The organism is Rhodococcus triatomae, from assembly GCF_014217785.1.
Classification (GTDB): domain Bacteria; phylum Actinomycetota; class Actinomycetes; order Mycobacteriales; family Mycobacteriaceae; genus Rhodococcus_F; species Rhodococcus_F triatomae.
On the sequence record NZ_CP048814.1, the window covers coordinates 1,817,145 to 1,832,174 of the forward strand.

At 68.2% G+C, this 15,030-nt stretch carries 11 protein-coding genes; 3 read left to right on the plus strand and 8 right to left on the minus strand.

What is annotated here, in order from left to right; translation table 11 throughout:
• The first annotated feature begins 186 nt into the window (after window positions 1-186).
• On the plus strand, window positions 187-1,638 hold the full coding sequence (locus G4H71_RS08540; RefSeq protein WP_072737362.1) for an FAD-binding oxidoreductase: 1,452 nt from the start codon (window positions 187-189) through the stop codon (window positions 1,636-1,638).
• Window positions 1,635-2,933 (plus strand): class I SAM-dependent methyltransferase, encoded by a 1,299-nt coding sequence (locus G4H71_RS08545; RefSeq protein ID WP_072737363.1) that lies wholly within the window; start codon window positions 1,635-1,637, stop codon window positions 2,931-2,933. Before G4H71_RS08540 ends, G4H71_RS08545 begins: the two co-directional genes overlap by 4 nt.
• A 125-nt stretch (window positions 2,934-3,058) precedes the next feature.
• Here G4H71_RS08545 and G4H71_RS08550 read toward each other — a convergent pair whose 3' ends face one another.
• From G4H71_RS08550 to fes, 7 genes are all read right to left on the minus strand, one after another.
• Window positions 3,059-3,835, minus strand: coding sequence for a glucose 1-dehydrogenase (locus tag G4H71_RS08550; RefSeq protein ID WP_072737364.1), 777 nt, complete (start codon window positions 3,833-3,835; stop codon window positions 3,059-3,061).
• 64 nt (window positions 3,836-3,899) lie between these two features.
• The gene (locus G4H71_RS08555; RefSeq protein WP_072737551.1) at window positions 3,900-4,358 is read right to left on the minus strand and encodes a nuclear transport factor 2 family protein; all 459 of its coding nucleotides are present in this window, start codon (window positions 4,356-4,358) and stop codon (window positions 3,900-3,902) included.
• Window positions 4,359-4,592: 234 nt separating this feature from the next.
• Window positions 4,593-6,746 (minus strand): 3-hydroxyacyl-CoA dehydrogenase NAD-binding domain-containing protein, encoded by a 2,154-nt coding sequence (locus G4H71_RS08560; RefSeq protein WP_072737365.1) that lies wholly within the window; start codon window positions 6,744-6,746, stop codon window positions 4,593-4,595.
• 37 nt (window positions 6,747-6,783) lie between these two features.
• A complete protein-coding gene (locus tag G4H71_RS08565; RefSeq protein ID WP_072737366.1) occupies window positions 6,784-7,998 on the minus strand; it encodes an acetyl-CoA C-acetyltransferase in 1,215 nt (404 codons plus the stop codon).
• A gap of 210 nt (window positions 7,999-8,208) precedes the next feature.
• Entirely contained in the window at window positions 8,209-10,560 is a 2,352-nt protein-coding gene (locus tag G4H71_RS08570) for a DNA polymerase III subunit gamma and tau (RefSeq protein WP_072737367.1), read from the minus strand.
• 52 nt (window positions 10,561-10,612) lie between these two features.
• On the minus strand, window positions 10,613-11,191 hold the full coding sequence (locus tag G4H71_RS08575; protein ID WP_072737368.1) for an HhH-GPD-type base excision DNA repair protein: 579 nt from the start codon (window positions 11,189-11,191) through the stop codon (window positions 10,613-10,615).
• Window positions 11,192-11,364: 173 nt separating this feature from the next.
• Window positions 11,365-12,564, minus strand: a complete 1,200-nt coding sequence (gene fes / locus G4H71_RS08580; protein ID WP_072737552.1) for an enterochelin esterase — start codon at window positions 12,562-12,564, stop codon at window positions 11,365-11,367.
• Window positions 12,565-12,635: 71 nt separating this feature from the next.
• Here fes and fepB point away from each other — a divergent pair, with 71 nt between their 5' ends.
• Complete coding sequence (fepB, locus tag G4H71_RS08585) at window positions 12,636-13,646, plus strand: Fe2+-enterobactin ABC transporter substrate-binding protein (protein ID WP_072737369.1); 1,011 nt, start codon at window positions 12,636-12,638, stop codon at window positions 13,644-13,646.
• Between the two features lie 60 nt (window positions 13,647-13,706).
• On the opposite strand, the gene G4H71_RS08590 is transcribed toward fepB, so the two are convergent.
• Window positions 13,707-14,996, minus strand: a complete 1,290-nt coding sequence (locus G4H71_RS08590; RefSeq protein WP_072737370.1) for an aspartate aminotransferase type Ic — start codon at window positions 14,994-14,996, stop codon at window positions 13,707-13,709.
• Window positions 14,997-15,030: the final 34 nt, after the last annotated feature.

Consider the following 15,030-nt stretch of genomic DNA (forward strand, 5'->3'; position numbering starts at 1 on the left):
TCCTGCCCTGCCGTCGGGGCGATCCACGATTATTCTGTGTGAAGTAGGCCACGCGAGTGGCCCGCGCTCCTGCCGGACTTCGGGCCGACGGGAGAAACACACCTACGGTTCGGGGGATATCCGTGGCCGGATTCTCCGGGGAGGGATAGCGTCAGAGTCGTGGCTGTCTCAGGACTGTTGAAGACGATGCGGGAGGGCCGTCGCCCGTTCCGCACCCAGGTCGAACCGAAACTCGTCGGCACCGATGCCCACCGCCGCGGTGTGGAGCGTCTGCTCGCCTCCTACCGTGCGATCCCGGCCGACGCCACCGTGCGTCTGGCCAAGAAGACGTCCAACCTCTTTCGCGCCCGCGCCGGTAACGACGCTCCCGGACTGGACGTCTCGGGGCTCACCGGCGTCATCTCGGTCGACACCCGGGCCCGCACCGCAGACGTGCAGGGCATGTGCAGCTACGAGGACCTGGTGGATGCCACCCTCGCGTTCGGTCTCGCTCCCACAGTGGTCCCTCAGCTGAAGACCATCACCCTGGGTGGGGCAGTGACGGGACTGGGTATCGAATCCACCTCCTTCCGCAACGGGCTGCCCCACGAGGCCGTGCTCGAGATCGACGTGCTCACCGGCAGCGGCGAGATCCTCACCGCCACACCGGAGGGCGAGCACGCGGATCTCTTCTGGGGCTTCCCGAACTCGTACGGAACCCTCGGCTACTCCACCCGCCTGCGCATCCAACTCGAGCCGGTGCGCAGGCACGTGGCCCTGCGACATCTGCGCTTCGACTCGCTCGAGGACCTGCAAGCGGAAATGGACCGGATCGTCACCGCCCGCGAGTACCGCGGCGAGCAGGTCGACTACCTCGACGGCGTCGTGTTCACCGCCACCGAGAGCTACCTGACGCTGGGGCGGCAGACCGACGAGTCCGGCCCGGTGAGCGACTACACCGGTTCGCAGATCTACTACCGCTCCATCCAGCACGAATCGGTCAATCACCCCAAGACCGATCTGCTCACCACCCGGGACTACCTGTGGCGGTGGGACACCGACTGGTTCTGGTGCTCCCGGGCGTTCGGCGCACAGAACCCGAAGGTGCGCAGGCTGTGGCCGAAGCCGCTGCTGCGCAGCAGCTTCTACTGGAAGCTCATCGCCCTCGATCACAAGTACGACGTGGCCGACCGGATCGAGGCCCGCAAGGGCAACCCCCCACGCGAGCGCGTCGTCCAGGACGTCGAGGTCCCGATCGAGCGGACGGCGGACTTCCTGCACTGGTTCCTCACCGAGATTCCGATCGAGCCGCTGTGGCTGTGCCCGTTGCGACTTCGTGAGCCTGCGCCGGCCGGCGCCTCGAGCCAGCGGCCGTGGCCCCTGTATCCGCTGGAACCGAAACGCACCTACGTGAACGTGGGGTTCTGGTCCTCGGTGCCGAGCCCGCCCGAAACCCCGGAAGGTGCCGCCAACCGGCTCATCGAGGACAAGGTGAACGACTTCGACGGGCACAAGTCGCTGTACTCGGACTCGTACTACTCCCGCGAGGACTTCGAGCGCCTGTACTACGGCGGCGACCGCTATACCGAGCTACGACAGAAGTACGACCCGAAATCCCGATTACTGGACCTCTTCTCGAAGGCGGTGCAACGTCGATGACCACCATGAAGGACGCACGAACCGACAAGCTGAATCTCGCGCAGATTCTCGAGATCCTCTCGGACGGTACGCTTCCGATCCGGTTCACCGCCTACGACGGCAGCGCCACCGGACCGGAGGACGCCCCGTACGGGCTGCATCTCAACTCCACCCGGGGCACGACCTATCTCGCGACCGCGCCCGGGGACCTGGGCATGGCGCGCGCCTATGTCTCCGGCGATCTGGAGGCCCGTGGCGTCCATCCGGGCGACCCGTACGCGCTGCTCAAGATCATGGGCGACGACATCCACCTGCGCCGCCCTTCGGCCAAGGTACTGGCCGCGATCACGCGCTCCCTCGGCTGGGATCTGCTGCGGCCCATCGCTCCTCCGCCCCAGGAACACCTGCCCCGGTGGCGCCGCGTGGCGGAGGGACTGCGGCACTCGCGCTCGCGGGACGCCGAGGTCATCCACCATCACTACGACGTGTCCAACACGTTCTACGAGTACGTCCTCGGACCGTCGATGACCTACACCTGCGCGTGCTACCCGGACGTCGACGCCACTCTCGAAGAGGCACAGGAGAACAAGTACCGCCTGGTGTTCGAGAAGCTGGGGCTGCAGCCCGGTGATCGGCTGCTCGACATCGGCTGCGGCTGGGGCGGCATGGTGCGCTACGCGGCCCGACGCGGTGTCAAGGTCATCGGCGCGACGCTCTCGCGCGAGCAGGCGGAGTGGGCGCAGAAGGCGATCGTCGAGGAAGGCCTCGGCGACCTCGCCGAGGTGCGGTTCTCCGACTACCGCGACGTGCCGGAGACCGGATTCGACGCGATCTCCTCGATCGGCCTCACCGAGCACATCGGCGTGCACAACTACCCCGCCTACTTCGGCCTGCTGAAGGACAAGCTGCGCGAGGGTGGACGTCTGCTCAATCACTGCATCACCCGTCCGGACAACCGGTCCAATGCGCGGGCGGGCGGATTCATCGATCGCTACGTCTTCCCCGACGGGGAGCTCACCGGATCCGGCCGCATCATCACCGAGATCCAGAACGTCGGGCTCGAGGTGCGGCACGAGGAGAACCTGCGCGAGCACTACGCGCTGACCCTGAAGGGGTGGTGCGAGAACCTCGTCCGGAACTGGGACGATGCGGTCGCCGAGGTCGGTGAGGGCACGGCACGCGTCTGGGGCCTCTACATGGCCGGGTCCCGCCTGGGCTTCGAGCGCAACGTCGTTCAGCTCCACCAGGTACTCGCCGTCAAGCTCGGCCCCAAGGGCGAGGCCCACGTGCCCCTGCGCCCGTGGTGGAACGGCTGAACGCCCCTCCCCTCCCCTCCCCTCGCTCCTCCCCCTCCCCCCCTCCCGCACATGGGTGAAGGTGGCCTTCGACCGGTCTGATCGGTCGAAGGCCACCTTCACCCACGGAGATGACGGGCCCGCTGCTACTGGCCCATGACGTATCGCACCGTCGGCCCGGTGGTCCATCCACCGTCCACGGCGATCTCCGCACCGGTCACGTAGGAAGCGTCGTCCGAGAGCAGGTACACGACTGCGCCGGCGATCTCCTCCGGTTCACCGACCCGACCCATCGGCGTGTTCGGATAGTTGCCCTCGCCGACCTGGATGCCCGTCTCCGCCGTCATCGGCGTATAGGTCATCCCCGGATGCACCGAGTTGACCCGGATCCGGTCGGTGCCGAGCTCGACCGCCCCGATCTTCGTCAGACCGCGGACACCCCACTTCGAGGCGCCGTACCCGGCTGTGAGCGCGAGGCCCATGAGGCCGGCTGCCGAGGAGATGTTGACGATGGACCCGCCGCCCGCGGCACGCATCGGCGCGATCACCGTCTGCATTCCGATGAAGACTCCGGTGAGGTTGATGTCGAGAACGGTGCGGAAGTGCTCCACCGACTCCTTCTCGATGAACTGCCCCGTCGAGATACCGGCGTTGTTGACCAGCCCGTCCACCTTGCCGAACTCGGCGACGGCGAGATCCACGACGCGATGCCAGGCGTCCGCATCGGTGACGTCGAGGTGAGCGAACAGAGCGGAACTGCCGAGATCCGCTGCCGTGGCATTCCCCTCCTCGTCCAGGACGTCCGCCACGACGACCCGTCCGCCGCTCGCCACGATGCGGCGCGAAATCTCGGCACCGAGGCCACGCGCACCGCCGGTGACGACGACGACGCGGCCCTGAAGACTGCCCGGATTCTCACTCATGACCGCATTCCTCGTTCCCCGACTCGGCCTTGTTGCATCGCATGAGCGACCCCGTCCGTGTTTCTCATTGCTCCACGACCGCGTCACCGAGCGGACGGGTGATCTCCCACGTCCGCGTGAAATGACACTGGGACATCTTCCACACGCCGTTCTCGACGACGTACTCGTCCTCGTACTCGCCGGAGAGGACCTTCTCGGTCTGCTCGACGAGATTCACCTGGCGGAATGCGAGGGTCCACGATCCGGTGGCGGCGGTCGGCGACAGGACGTCGATCACCGGATGGATACCGTGATGCATGTCGAGGATGGCGTGACGGCCGTCCACCTTGTGGAGCGCGATGCGCTCGAAGACTTCGGCGATCGCATCCGCGTCGTCGAACGCACCGAGCGCGCCGTAGTCGATCGAGGCACCGGAGTCGATGAAACACTCACGGAACACCGCGGGATCCTTGGCGTCACAGGCACGGAAATAGCGGTACTTGAGCGCTTTGATCGCCTCTACGGCGAGGAGTCGGTCGAGCATCGAGTGCTCCACCGAGTCGGACAGCACGGAATCGGACACGAGGGCCTCCCGGAGCGGACGGGTGTGACGCACCAGACGCTAGCGCCGACGTGCAGCCGGGAGCACTGCTCGTCCCGCACGGCGGGACACGAAAGGGCCGAACGAGGAACGGCACGATGTCACAGCGGTTCGATCTGAACGAACCGGTGTGACATCGTGCCGCACGCCCACGGCCGGGGAACCGGCCGAGAGCGACTAGTCCTTCAGCGACGCGGGCGGAGTGAAGCGCTCGCCGTACTTGGCCGCCAACTCCTCCGCACGCGTGACGAAGCCGGCCTTGCCCTTACCGGCCGGGCCCTCGTAGCCGACGATGTACTGGTGCACGCCACCGGTCCAGGCCGGGAAGCCGATACCGAAGATGGAGCCGATGTTGGCGTCCGCGGTCGTCAGCAGCACATCCTCGTCGAAGCACTTCTGCGTCTCGATCGCCTCGATGAACAGCATGCGCTCCACGAGATCCTCGAACGGAACCTCGAGCTCCTTCGAGCCGAACTCCTCACGCAGGCCCGACCACAGGCCGGTGCGCTTGCCGTCGGCGTAGTCGTAGAAGCCGGCACCGCCGAGCTTGCCCTTGCGGTCGAACTTCTCCACGAGGGTGTTGATGACGTCGCCTGCCGGGTCGGCAGGCAGTTCCTTGCCCTCGGCGAGCAGCGCGTCCGTGGATTCCTTGCGGATCTTCTGCATGAGGGTCAGGTTCAGCTCGTCCGACAGCTGCAACGGTGCCGCCGGGTAACCGGCCTGCAGACCGGCCTGCTCGATGGTCGCCGGCTCGATGCCCTCGGCGAGCATGCCGATGGCCTCGTTGATGAACGTGCCGATGACGCGCGAGGTGAAGAATCCACGCGAGTCGTTGACGACGATCGGCGTCTTCTTGATGGCCTGCACGTAGTCGAACACCCGGGCCAGGGCCTCGTCGGACGTCTTCTCACCACGGATGATCTCGACCAGCGGCATCTTGTCGACGGGCGAGAAGAAGTGGATACCGATGAAGTCCTCGGGGCGCTTCACACCGGTCGCCAGACCCGTGATCGGGAGGGTCGAGGTGTTGGAACCGAGCAGTGCGTTCGGCTCGACGATGTCCTCGATCTCCTGGAACACCTTGTGCTTGAGTTCCTGCGACTCGAAGACGGCCTCGACGACGAAGTCGACACCGGCGAAGTCGGCGGGATCGGCCGTGGGCGTGATCCGGTCGAGCAGCGCCTTCGACTTCTCCTCGGTGGTCTTGCCCCGGGAGAGAGCCTTCTTCTCGATGCCCTCCGAGTACGCCTTGCCCTTCTCCGCCGCCTCGATCGTGACGTCCTTGAGGACGACCTCCAGCCCGGCCTTGGCGGACACGTAGGCGATGCCGGCGCCCATCATGCCCGCGCCGAGGACGCCGACCTTGGTGATCGGGGTCTTCGCGATGCCCTCGGGACGCGAGGCGCCGGAGTTGATCGACTGCAGGTCGAAGAAGAACGCCTGGATCATGTTCTTCGCGACCTGACCGGTCACGAGCGACGTGAAGTACCGCGACTCGATGACCTGGGCGTTGTCGAAGTCGACCTGAGAGCCCTCGACGGCAGCCGACATGATCGCGCGCGGCGCGGGCATCGGTGCACCCTTGAGCTGCTTACGCAGGTTCGCCGGGAACGCCGGGAGGTTGGCGGCGAAGGCCGGGGTGGACGGGGTGCCACCGGGGATCTTGTAGCCCTTGACGTCCCACGGCTGCACGCCGCCCTCGGGGTTGGCCTTGATCCATGCCTTGGCGGCGGGCACCAGTTCCTCGACCGTGCCGACCAGCTCGTCGACGAGGCCGACCTCCTTGGCCTGTGCCGGGCGTCGCTGCTGACCCTGCAGCAGTACCTGCATCAGGGCGTTCTGCAGTCCGAGCATCCGCACGGTGCGCACGACGCCGCCGCCACCGGGCAGCAGGCCGAGGGTGACCTCGGGCAGACCGATCTTGCTACCGGACACGTCCGCGGCGATGCGGTGGTGGGTGGCGAGGGCGATCTCGAGGCCACCGCCGAGCGCGGCGCCGTTGATCGCGGCGACGACCGGCTTGCCGAGGGTCTCGAGGCGGCGCAGGTCCGCCTTGATGTCGAGGGTGTGGGTGTAGAGCCGCTCCGCGTCCTCCGGGCCTGCCTTGATCATGAGTTTGAGGTCGCCACCGGCGAAGAACGTCTTCTTCGCGGAGGTGAGAACGACACCGGTGATGGAGTCCTTCTCCGCCTCGAGCCGATCCACGGTCGCCTTCATCGACGACGTGTACGCCTCGTTCATGGTGTTGGCGCCCTGATTCGGGTCGTCCATGGTGAGAACGACGATGCCGTCGGCGTCCTGTTCCCAGTTGATGATGTTCTGATCGCTCACTTGTTCAAGTCTCCTGATAGTCCTGATCGGATGAGCGTCAGACGCGCTCGATGATGGTGGCGACACCCATTCCGCCGCCGATGCACAGGGTGACGAGGGCGTAGCGGGCTCCGCGACGCTCGAGCTCGTCGACCATGGTGCCGGTGATCATGGCGCCGGTGGCGCCGAGCGGGTGGCCCATGGCGATGGCGCCGCCGTTGACGTTGAGCTTCTCGTCCGGGATCTTCAGATCCTTCTGGAACTTGAGGACGACGGAGGCGAACGCCTCGTTGATCTCGAACAGGTCGATGTCGTCGACGGTGAGGCCGGCGGCGGCAAGCGCCTTGTGGGCTGCCGGGGTGGGGCCGGTCAGCATGATCGTCGAATCGGCACCGGAGGTGGCGGTCGCGACGATGCGGGCACGCGGGGTGAGGCCCATGTCCTTGCCGGCCTGCTCGGAGCCGACGAGGACCAGAGCCGCGCCGTCGACGATGCCGGAGCTGTTGCCACCGTGGTGGACGTGGTCGATCTTCTCGACCGCGTGGTACTTCTGCAGCGCGACGGCGTCGAAGCCGCCCATCTCGCCGATGACGGCGAACGACGGCTGCAGGCCTGCCAGCGCGCCGGTGGTGGTGCCCGGGCGCATGTGCTCGTCGTTGTCGAGGACGGTGATGCCGTTGATGTCCTTGACCGGGACGACGGACTTGGTGAAGTAGCCCCCGGCCCACGCCTTGGCGGCGAGGTCCTGCGAGCGGACCGCGTACGAGTCGACGTCGTCACGGCTGAAGCCCTCGATCGTGGCGATGAGGTCGGCGCTCACGCCCTGCGGCACGAAGTAGCTGTCGTAGTTGGTGGCCGGGTCCAGCGCCCAGGCGCCGCCGTCACTGCCCATCGGCGCGCGGGACATCGACTCGACGCCACCGGCGATGACGAGCTCGTCCCAGCCCGAACGCACCTTCTGTGCGGCGGTGTTCACGGCCTCGAGGCCGGAGGCGCAGAAGCGGTTGAGCTGCACACCACCGACGGTGTCCGGCAGGCCCGCGACGGTGACGGCGGTGCGGGCGATGTCCATGCCCTGGTCGCCGACGGGGGTGACGACGCCGAGGACGACATCGGAGATGCGATCCTCGTCCAGATCCGGAAAGCGGGTACGCAGCTCGTCGATCAGACCGGTGACCAGCGAGATCGGCTTGACCGAGTGCAGCGAGCCGGTCTTCTTCCCGCGGCCACGCGGGGTGCGGATGGCTTCATAAATGAATGCCTCTGTGGTCACTGTGAAGTGTTCCTTCCTGGTTCCTCGCGAACCTGCTTCGTCGCGGGCTCGGTTGTCGACGCGGTGACGCGGCGTGTGTGGCCGGGGGTAGACCCCAGCTCGACCACTTTAGAACGCGTTACAAAATCGAGGGAAGGACCGAAGCGATCCGGTCTTGTGACCGAGGCGATCGTCGCAGGTCAGCAGAACGCGGGCTGCGCCCCGACGGCATCAGCCGTCGAGGCGTTTGGCGCCGAGCACGTCCTGGAGGAGTTCGAGGGCCACGTCCTCCGGGTCACGTCGCGAGGCCGGGTCCACCGGCTCGGCCGCGGCCGCGAGCATCTCCTCCTCGTCCTCGGGTGTCGACGGCGACGGCACGGCATCGTAGTCGGGCGGCGGCGGACCCGGGTCGTCCGGGAGATCCGGAGCTTCGGGCGGAGGAATGTCGTCGACCGGTTCCTGACGCCGGTCCGGAGCCGGACGCCGGACGTCCTCGGTGATCGGAGGCGGGGGCGCCGCAGGAGCGGTAGCCGGGCGGGCACCCTTCTCCTGACTCGGGCGGGAGAAGCGAGGTGCCCCCTTCGGCGGCGGAGCCTGCCGAGCGGACTGCGGCGACGACGGTGCCGCGGCGGGTGCACCCGGGAGGTAGTCGATCTCCCAGCTTTCACCGAACATCTCGGCCAACACCTCGGCGAGCACGCGGGCGTTGTGCGGTTGGGTGATCCGGGCGCCCAGGTTCGGCACCGGATGCGCGAGGATCAGCCGCGTCCCCTGGACGTCGTGCACCGTGGCCGCGGAGAGCATCGCCGGGAGCACCTTGTTGCGCTCGCCGACCTTCTCGCGCAGGCGGTTCCAGTTCTCGCGCAACTGCTCCGCGGACGGGCCCGCGGGTGCCGCTCGCGGGGCGTCCGGTTCGCTCTGCGGAGTCTCCGGCTCGCTCTGCTGGGCGTCCGGCTCGGGATCCGGTTGCGGGGATTCGCCCACTGCCGCAGGAGCGGGTTCCGGAGGTGCGGATACCGGCACCGACGGGGCTTCCCGTACCTCGGCGGCCGGCGGAGTCGCCGGGGGCTCGGGAGGCAGCGAGGGTTCGGGAGGCAGCGGGGGTTCGGTGCTCACCGGAGGCGCGGTGCTCACCGGAGGCGCGGTGACCGACGGTGACTCGGGCGCCGCCGCCTGTGGCACCGGCTCGAAAACCGGCGTGGGGCTCGGCTCGGGGGCAGGGCTCGCCTCGGGGGTAGGGGCCGGCTCGGGTATCGGCGTCACCCCGGAAGCTGGTACAGGCTCCGGTGCGGGTGTCGGCGTGGGCTCGGGTGCCGGTGGAACATCCGGCTGCGCTTCCGGCTCGGTCCGTCGCTGGGACGGGCGCTGGAACCGGGTCGGCGTCTCCGGCTCGGCCGGTGCCGCGCCGGTCGCCGCGCCACCGGACGCTGCGGGCACTCCCCGCTCGACCCGCTCGAGCCGTTGCAGAACTGCCGTCTCGGCGTCGGAGACGGACGGCAGCAGCATGCGGGCACACATCACCTCGAGCAGCAGCCGAGGCGCCGTGGTGCCGCGCATCTCGCCGAGGCCCTCGTGCAGCACCTCCGCGTATCGGGCCAGGGTGGCCGGCCCGATCCGCTGGACCTGGCCGCGCATTCGTTCGAGCACGTCCTCGGGCGCGTCGACCATGCCCCGGTCCGCCGCATCCGGGACCGCCTGCAACAGGATGAGATCACGCAGTCGCTCGAGCAGATCCACGGAGAACCGACGGGGATCGTGCCCGGCATCGACCACCCGGGCCACCGTGCCGAACAGCGCGGCGCCGTCCCCGGTGGCGAGTGCCGCCACGGCGTCGTCGATGAGCGCGACGTCGGTGACACCGAGCAGCGACAACGCGCGCCCGTAGGTGACGCCCTCCGGACCGGCGCCGGCGAGCAACTGATCGAGCACGCTCAGCGAGTCACGCGGCGAGCCGCCGCCCGCGCGAATGACCAGTGGATACACCGACTCCTCGACGGCGACGCCCTCGTCCGAGCAGATCCGCCCGAGGAGCCCGCGCATCGTGGGCGGAGGCAGCAGGCGGAACGGGTAGTGGTGCGTCCGCGACCGGATGGTGGGCAACACCTTCTCCGGCTCGGTGGTGGCGAAGATGAAGATGAGATGTTCCGGCGGCTCCTCGACGATCTTGAGCAGCGCGTTGAACCCGGCCGTGGTGACCATGTGGGCCTCGTCCACGATGAACACCCGGTACCGGGATTCGGCGGGTGCGTAGAAGGCGCGGTCACGGAGTTCCCGGGTGTCGTCCACACCGCCGTGGCTGGCGGCGTCGAGCTCGGTGACGTCGAGATTTCCCGGCCCGCCCGGGCCCAGCGCGATGCACGAGCGACACACCCCGCACGGCGTGGACGTGGGGCCCTGCTCGCAGTTGAGGGAGCGGGCCAGGATGCGGGCCGAGGAGGTCTTGCCGCATCCGCGCGGACCGGAGAACAGATACGCGTGGTTGATCCGGCCGGCATCGAGTGCGGTACTCAGCGGCTCGGTGACATGTTCCTGTCCCACCACCTCGGCGAAGGTAGCGGGACGGTACTTCCGGTACAGGGCCACGGTCAGAGACTACCGGCGTCGCCCGACACGACGGGACGGACGGTGGATGCACTCACTTCGCGGCTTTGGCCTTGGCTTTCGCGGCCTTCTTGAACTCGCGGACCTCCAGCAGACTCTTCTCGTCCACCACGTCGGCGATGGACCTCCGCGACCCCTCCTGGCCGTAGTCACCGGCGGCCTCGCGCCAGCCCTTCGGCTCGACCCCGCGCTGCTTGCCGAGGAGCGCCAGGAAGATGCGGGCCTTCTGGTCTCCGTATCCGGGTAACGCCTTCAGCCGCTTCAGCACTTCCTTGCCGTCCGGGTCGCCCTCCGTCCACAGGTTCGCGGCGTCGCCGTCGTAGTCGTCGACGACGGCGCGGCACATCGCCTGGATGCGGCCGGCCATCGAGCCGGGAAAACGGTGCACCGCAGGCGGCTGGGCGCACAACGCCGCGAACTCCTCCGGGTCGGCGTCCGCGATCCGCTCGGCATCGAAGCCGCCCATGCGCTGCGCGATCTTGAGCGGGCCCGCGAATGCGGACTCCATCGGCACCTGCTGATCCAGCAACATCCCCGTGAGCAGTGCCAGCGGGTCCGTGGAGAGCAGGTCGTCCGCCTCGGGGTCTCCGGTGAGGTGCAGCGCGGGTGCCATGCACTCAGCATGGCACGGCCGCCGCCGTCCGGCACCCCTCCTCGGCCCCTTCCCTTATGCAGCCGCCCTCCCCGGCACCATGTGACATCGGTTCGATCTGAACGATCCGATGCGACATGGTGCCGGGAGCGCGGGGCGGCAACCAGCAGGGAATCGGGCAGTGCCCGCGGCGGTCAGCTCCGGAACGCCCAGTCGAGGCCGGCGACCATCCGGTCCCGCCAGTGCAGCAGTTCGTGGCTGCCGCAGTACTCGCCGTACGCGACGGTATGTCCGGCCTCGCGCAGCAGCGACGCCATCTCGCGGTTCCGCTCGACCAGCATCCACTCCAACTCGCCCACCTCGAGCCACATCCGCGACGTTCCCGGATTCACCCTCTTTTGCAGCGGCACACCCTCGCCGTCACCGGGCCACCAGAACGATCCCGACAGGCTCACCGCACATCCGAACGTTTCCGGCGCTTCCAGTGCGGCATAGGTGGCGGTCAGGCCTCCCAGACTGCACCCGCCGATCGCGGTGCGCCGAGGATCGGCGGTGACGGCGTGCTCGCGTCGCAGCCACGGCACGAGCTCCTCGGTGAGTGCGGCGAGGAAGTCCGGGCTGCACCCGAGTTCGGTGGTCCGGGTCTGCGGGTCGAGGCCGTCGACCGTGACGACCAGCGGAGTCGGGTCGAGGCGGTCCAGCGCGCCCGCGAGGGGCGCCTGCTCGGTCCAGTTCCGTCCGTCGAGCAGCACCGCGAGCGGACGGTCCCGCGCCGCCGGTCCGGGCGGTTCGTAGATCGCGATCGTCCGCTCCCGGCCGGCGAGCGAGCGAACCGACTCGGACCACGAGCCGCGGCCCGGCGATTCGACCCACCACTGATGTTCCGGCGCGTCCGGCATGACCGCCACCGAACACGGCGCCGGGGTGGCGGCGAACGGCGGAAGCGCATTGAACTCGTCCAGTCGGGCGCCCTCGACGACCGATCGCCACCATTGCCACCCTGCGCTACCGGACTCCGGCTCCCGCAGTTCCTCCCGGCGCGGCAGGAAGCGGTATCCCCCGCGCCACCGCGACGGCACCTCGAGGGACAGATGCCACAGGTCGGTCCCCGGCAATCGGGTCAGCAATGCCCGATCGAGCTGTGCCCTGTCGGTGATTCCGTTCGCATCCAGATACACGCGGGTCGTCGGCGACGTGGACTCGTCGCCGTCCGGGTCGCGCCAGCAGAACGTCGCGGTGACCGCCTCGTCCGACTGGCCGGGAAGCCGCTCCACCAGCGGTGATCCGACCGCGGCCAGCCGGTTCCAGAACTCCGGCACCGACTCCGGCGACAGACTCTCGATCGTCGGCGAGCCGAGAACTCGCCGGACGGGTCCCGGAACTCTGCGGAGCACCGCCACCACCTCCTGTTTAGCTGACGCTAACCTAACGACGTTGTTTCACTTCGAGAAAGAAGGATCCCACAGTGTTGTTCCGTCGAACCGCAGCCGCCGTGCTCGGTCTCGTCGTCGCCGTCGGTGTCGCATCATGCTCCTCCGACACCGACGCGGACGAGTCCTCCAACCCCACCGCATCCTCCGAGGGCAGCTGGCCCCGCACCATCACCGACGACCGCGGGACCGTCACCATCGACGCCCAGCCCGAGCGCATCGTCTCGACCAGCGTCACGCTCACCGGCTCGCTGCTGTCGCTCGATGCGCCGGTGATCGGCACCGGCACGCAGCCGCCGTCGACCATCACCGACGACGACGGCCTGTTCCTCCAGTGGGCCGATGTCGCGAAGGAACGCGACGTCGAGGTCCTCTACCAGGGTGAGCCGAACATCGAACGGATCACCGCCGCGAACCCGGACCTGATCTTCGTTTCCGCGACCGGAGCCGACGCGGCCGCAGCCCAGTACGACACCCTGGCGAAGATCGCACCCGTCGTGGTGCTGCGGTACGACAACCTGTCCTGGCAGGACCTCACCGAGAAGATCGCCGAAGCCGTCGGCGCCGAGGACAAGGCTCGGGAACTGATCGCCGAGTTCGACGGCCGGGTCGACGAGGCACGGGAGTCGCTCACCGATGATGTTCTCGCTCAGTCGAACCCGGTGAACGTTCTGACGTACAACTCGCCGGAGGATTCGCGGATCTTCACCAGCGAGTCATCGCAGGGCGCGCTCCTGGAAAGCCTGGGACTCGAGATCGCCGAGCTGCCGGCGTCGATCACCGACATCGATGCCGGTGACACCGCGACGCGTGACGACGTCGTCGGTGTGTCCCAGGAACTGCTCACCCAGGCCCTGCCCGGGAACAGCACCTTCATCATCAACGCCCAGCAGCCGGACGCGGATCGGCTTCTCGCCGACCCGACGCTGGCCGCCACGCCGTCGGTCGAGCAGGGACAGGTCTACCCGCTCGGATACGACAGCTTCCGGTTGGACTACTACAGCGCCAACCTCGTCATCGATCGCGTCGTCGACGCGCTCACCTGACGTCCGCCCGGGTTCGGACCGGTTGGTCCGGGCCCGGGAACGGCGGCGCGCCGGCGGCCGCTACTTCGCGAGCTGGTGCTCCGTGGCCGCCAGCAGGACGCAGGTGGCGAGGCCGTTCATGGCCTTCTCCAGCTCGTCCGACGACGGGTAGCTCGGTGCGATCCGGATGTTCCTGTCCTCCGGATCGATACGATGGGGGAAGGCAGAACCCGCTGCGGTGAGCGCGATTCCGGCGTCCTTCGCCAACGCGATGACGCGCCGCGCCGTCCCCTCGAGGACGTCGAGGCTGATGAAGTAGCCGCCCTTGGGCTCGGTCCACGAGGCCACCTTCGACGAGCCGAGTCGCTCCTCGAGGATGCGCAGCACCAACGCGAACTTCGGCGCCAGCAGCTCACGATGCTTCTCCATGTGCGCGCGGACCCCGTCCGCGTCGCCGAAGAACCGCAGGTGCCGCAACTGGTTGAGCTTGTCCGGACCGATGCTCTTCTTACCGAAATGACCCTGGTACCACTGAAGATTCGCGGTCGAGCTACCGAAGAACGACACTCCCGCACCGGCGAACGTGATCTTCGACGTCGAGGCGAACACGAACGGACGGTGGGGGTGGCCGGCCTCGGCGGCCATACCGAGGACGTCGTAGGACGGCGCCGTCTCACCGACCAGCGGATGCACCGCATAGGCGTTGTCCCAGAACAGCCGGAAGTCCGGCGCAGCCGTCGGCATGGACGCCAGCTGCCGCACCACGTCCTCGGAGTACACCGCGCCGGTCGGGTTCGAGTAGTTCGGTACCGCCCACAGCCCCTTGATCTGCGGATCCTGCGCGACGAGCCGGGTCACCTCGGCCATGTCGGGACCGTCGGGATGCATCGCGACCGGGATCATCTCGATGCCGAACGACTCGGTGATCGCGAAGTGCCGGTCGTACCCGGGCACCGGGCAGAGGAAGCGCACGAGCGGCTCCTGCGCCCATGGGCGTGGCGAGTCGACGGTGCCGTGCAGCAGGGAGTAGACGACCAGGTCGTGCATGATCTCGAGGCTCGCATTGCCCGCGGCCAGCAGGTTCGACGCCGGGATGCCGAGCAGGTCGCCGAAGATCGCGCGCAGCTCGGGCAGACCGGTGAGGCCGCCGTAGTTGCGGCAGTCCGTGCCGGAGCCGTCCGACCAGTCGTCGGCCCCGGGAAGCGTGAGCAGAGCGTTGGAGAGGTCCAGCTGCTCCGGGGAGGGCTTGCCGCGCGTGAGGTCGAGGGTGAGCTTCTCGGTTTTCAGCTGCTCGTAGTTGGCAGCTTGACGCTGATGCTCGGTCTGGAGTTCCTCGTGGCTCATCAACCCGATCTGGGTTTGGCTAGGCATCCGGAGCGGCCTTTCACCGACAATGGTCGGGTAG

Excerpts from the sequence above, each read along its gene's own strand:
- G4H71_RS08540 (WP_072737362.1), top strand. The coding sequence starts at position 187 with ATGCGGGAGGGCCGTCGCCCGTTCCGCACCCAGGTCGAACCGAAACTC.
- G4H71_RS08545 (WP_072737363.1), top strand. The coding sequence starts at position 1,635 with ATGACCACCATGAAGGACGCACGAACCGACAAGCTGAATCTCGCGCAG.
- G4H71_RS08550 (WP_072737364.1), bottom strand. The coding sequence starts at position 3,835 with ATGAGTGAGAATCCGGGCAGTCTTCAGGGCCGCGTCGTCGTCGTCACC.
- G4H71_RS08555 (WP_072737551.1), bottom strand. The coding sequence starts at position 4,358 with ATGCTCGACCGACTCCTCGCCGTAGAGGCGATCAAAGCGCTCAAGTAC.
- G4H71_RS08575 (WP_072737368.1), bottom strand. The coding sequence starts at position 11,191 with ATGGCACCCGCGCTGCACCTCACCGGAGACCCCGAGGCGGACGACCTG.
- G4H71_RS08590 (WP_072737370.1), bottom strand. The coding sequence starts at position 14,996 with ATGCCTAGCCAAACCCAGATCGGGTTGATGAGCCACGAGGAACTCCAG.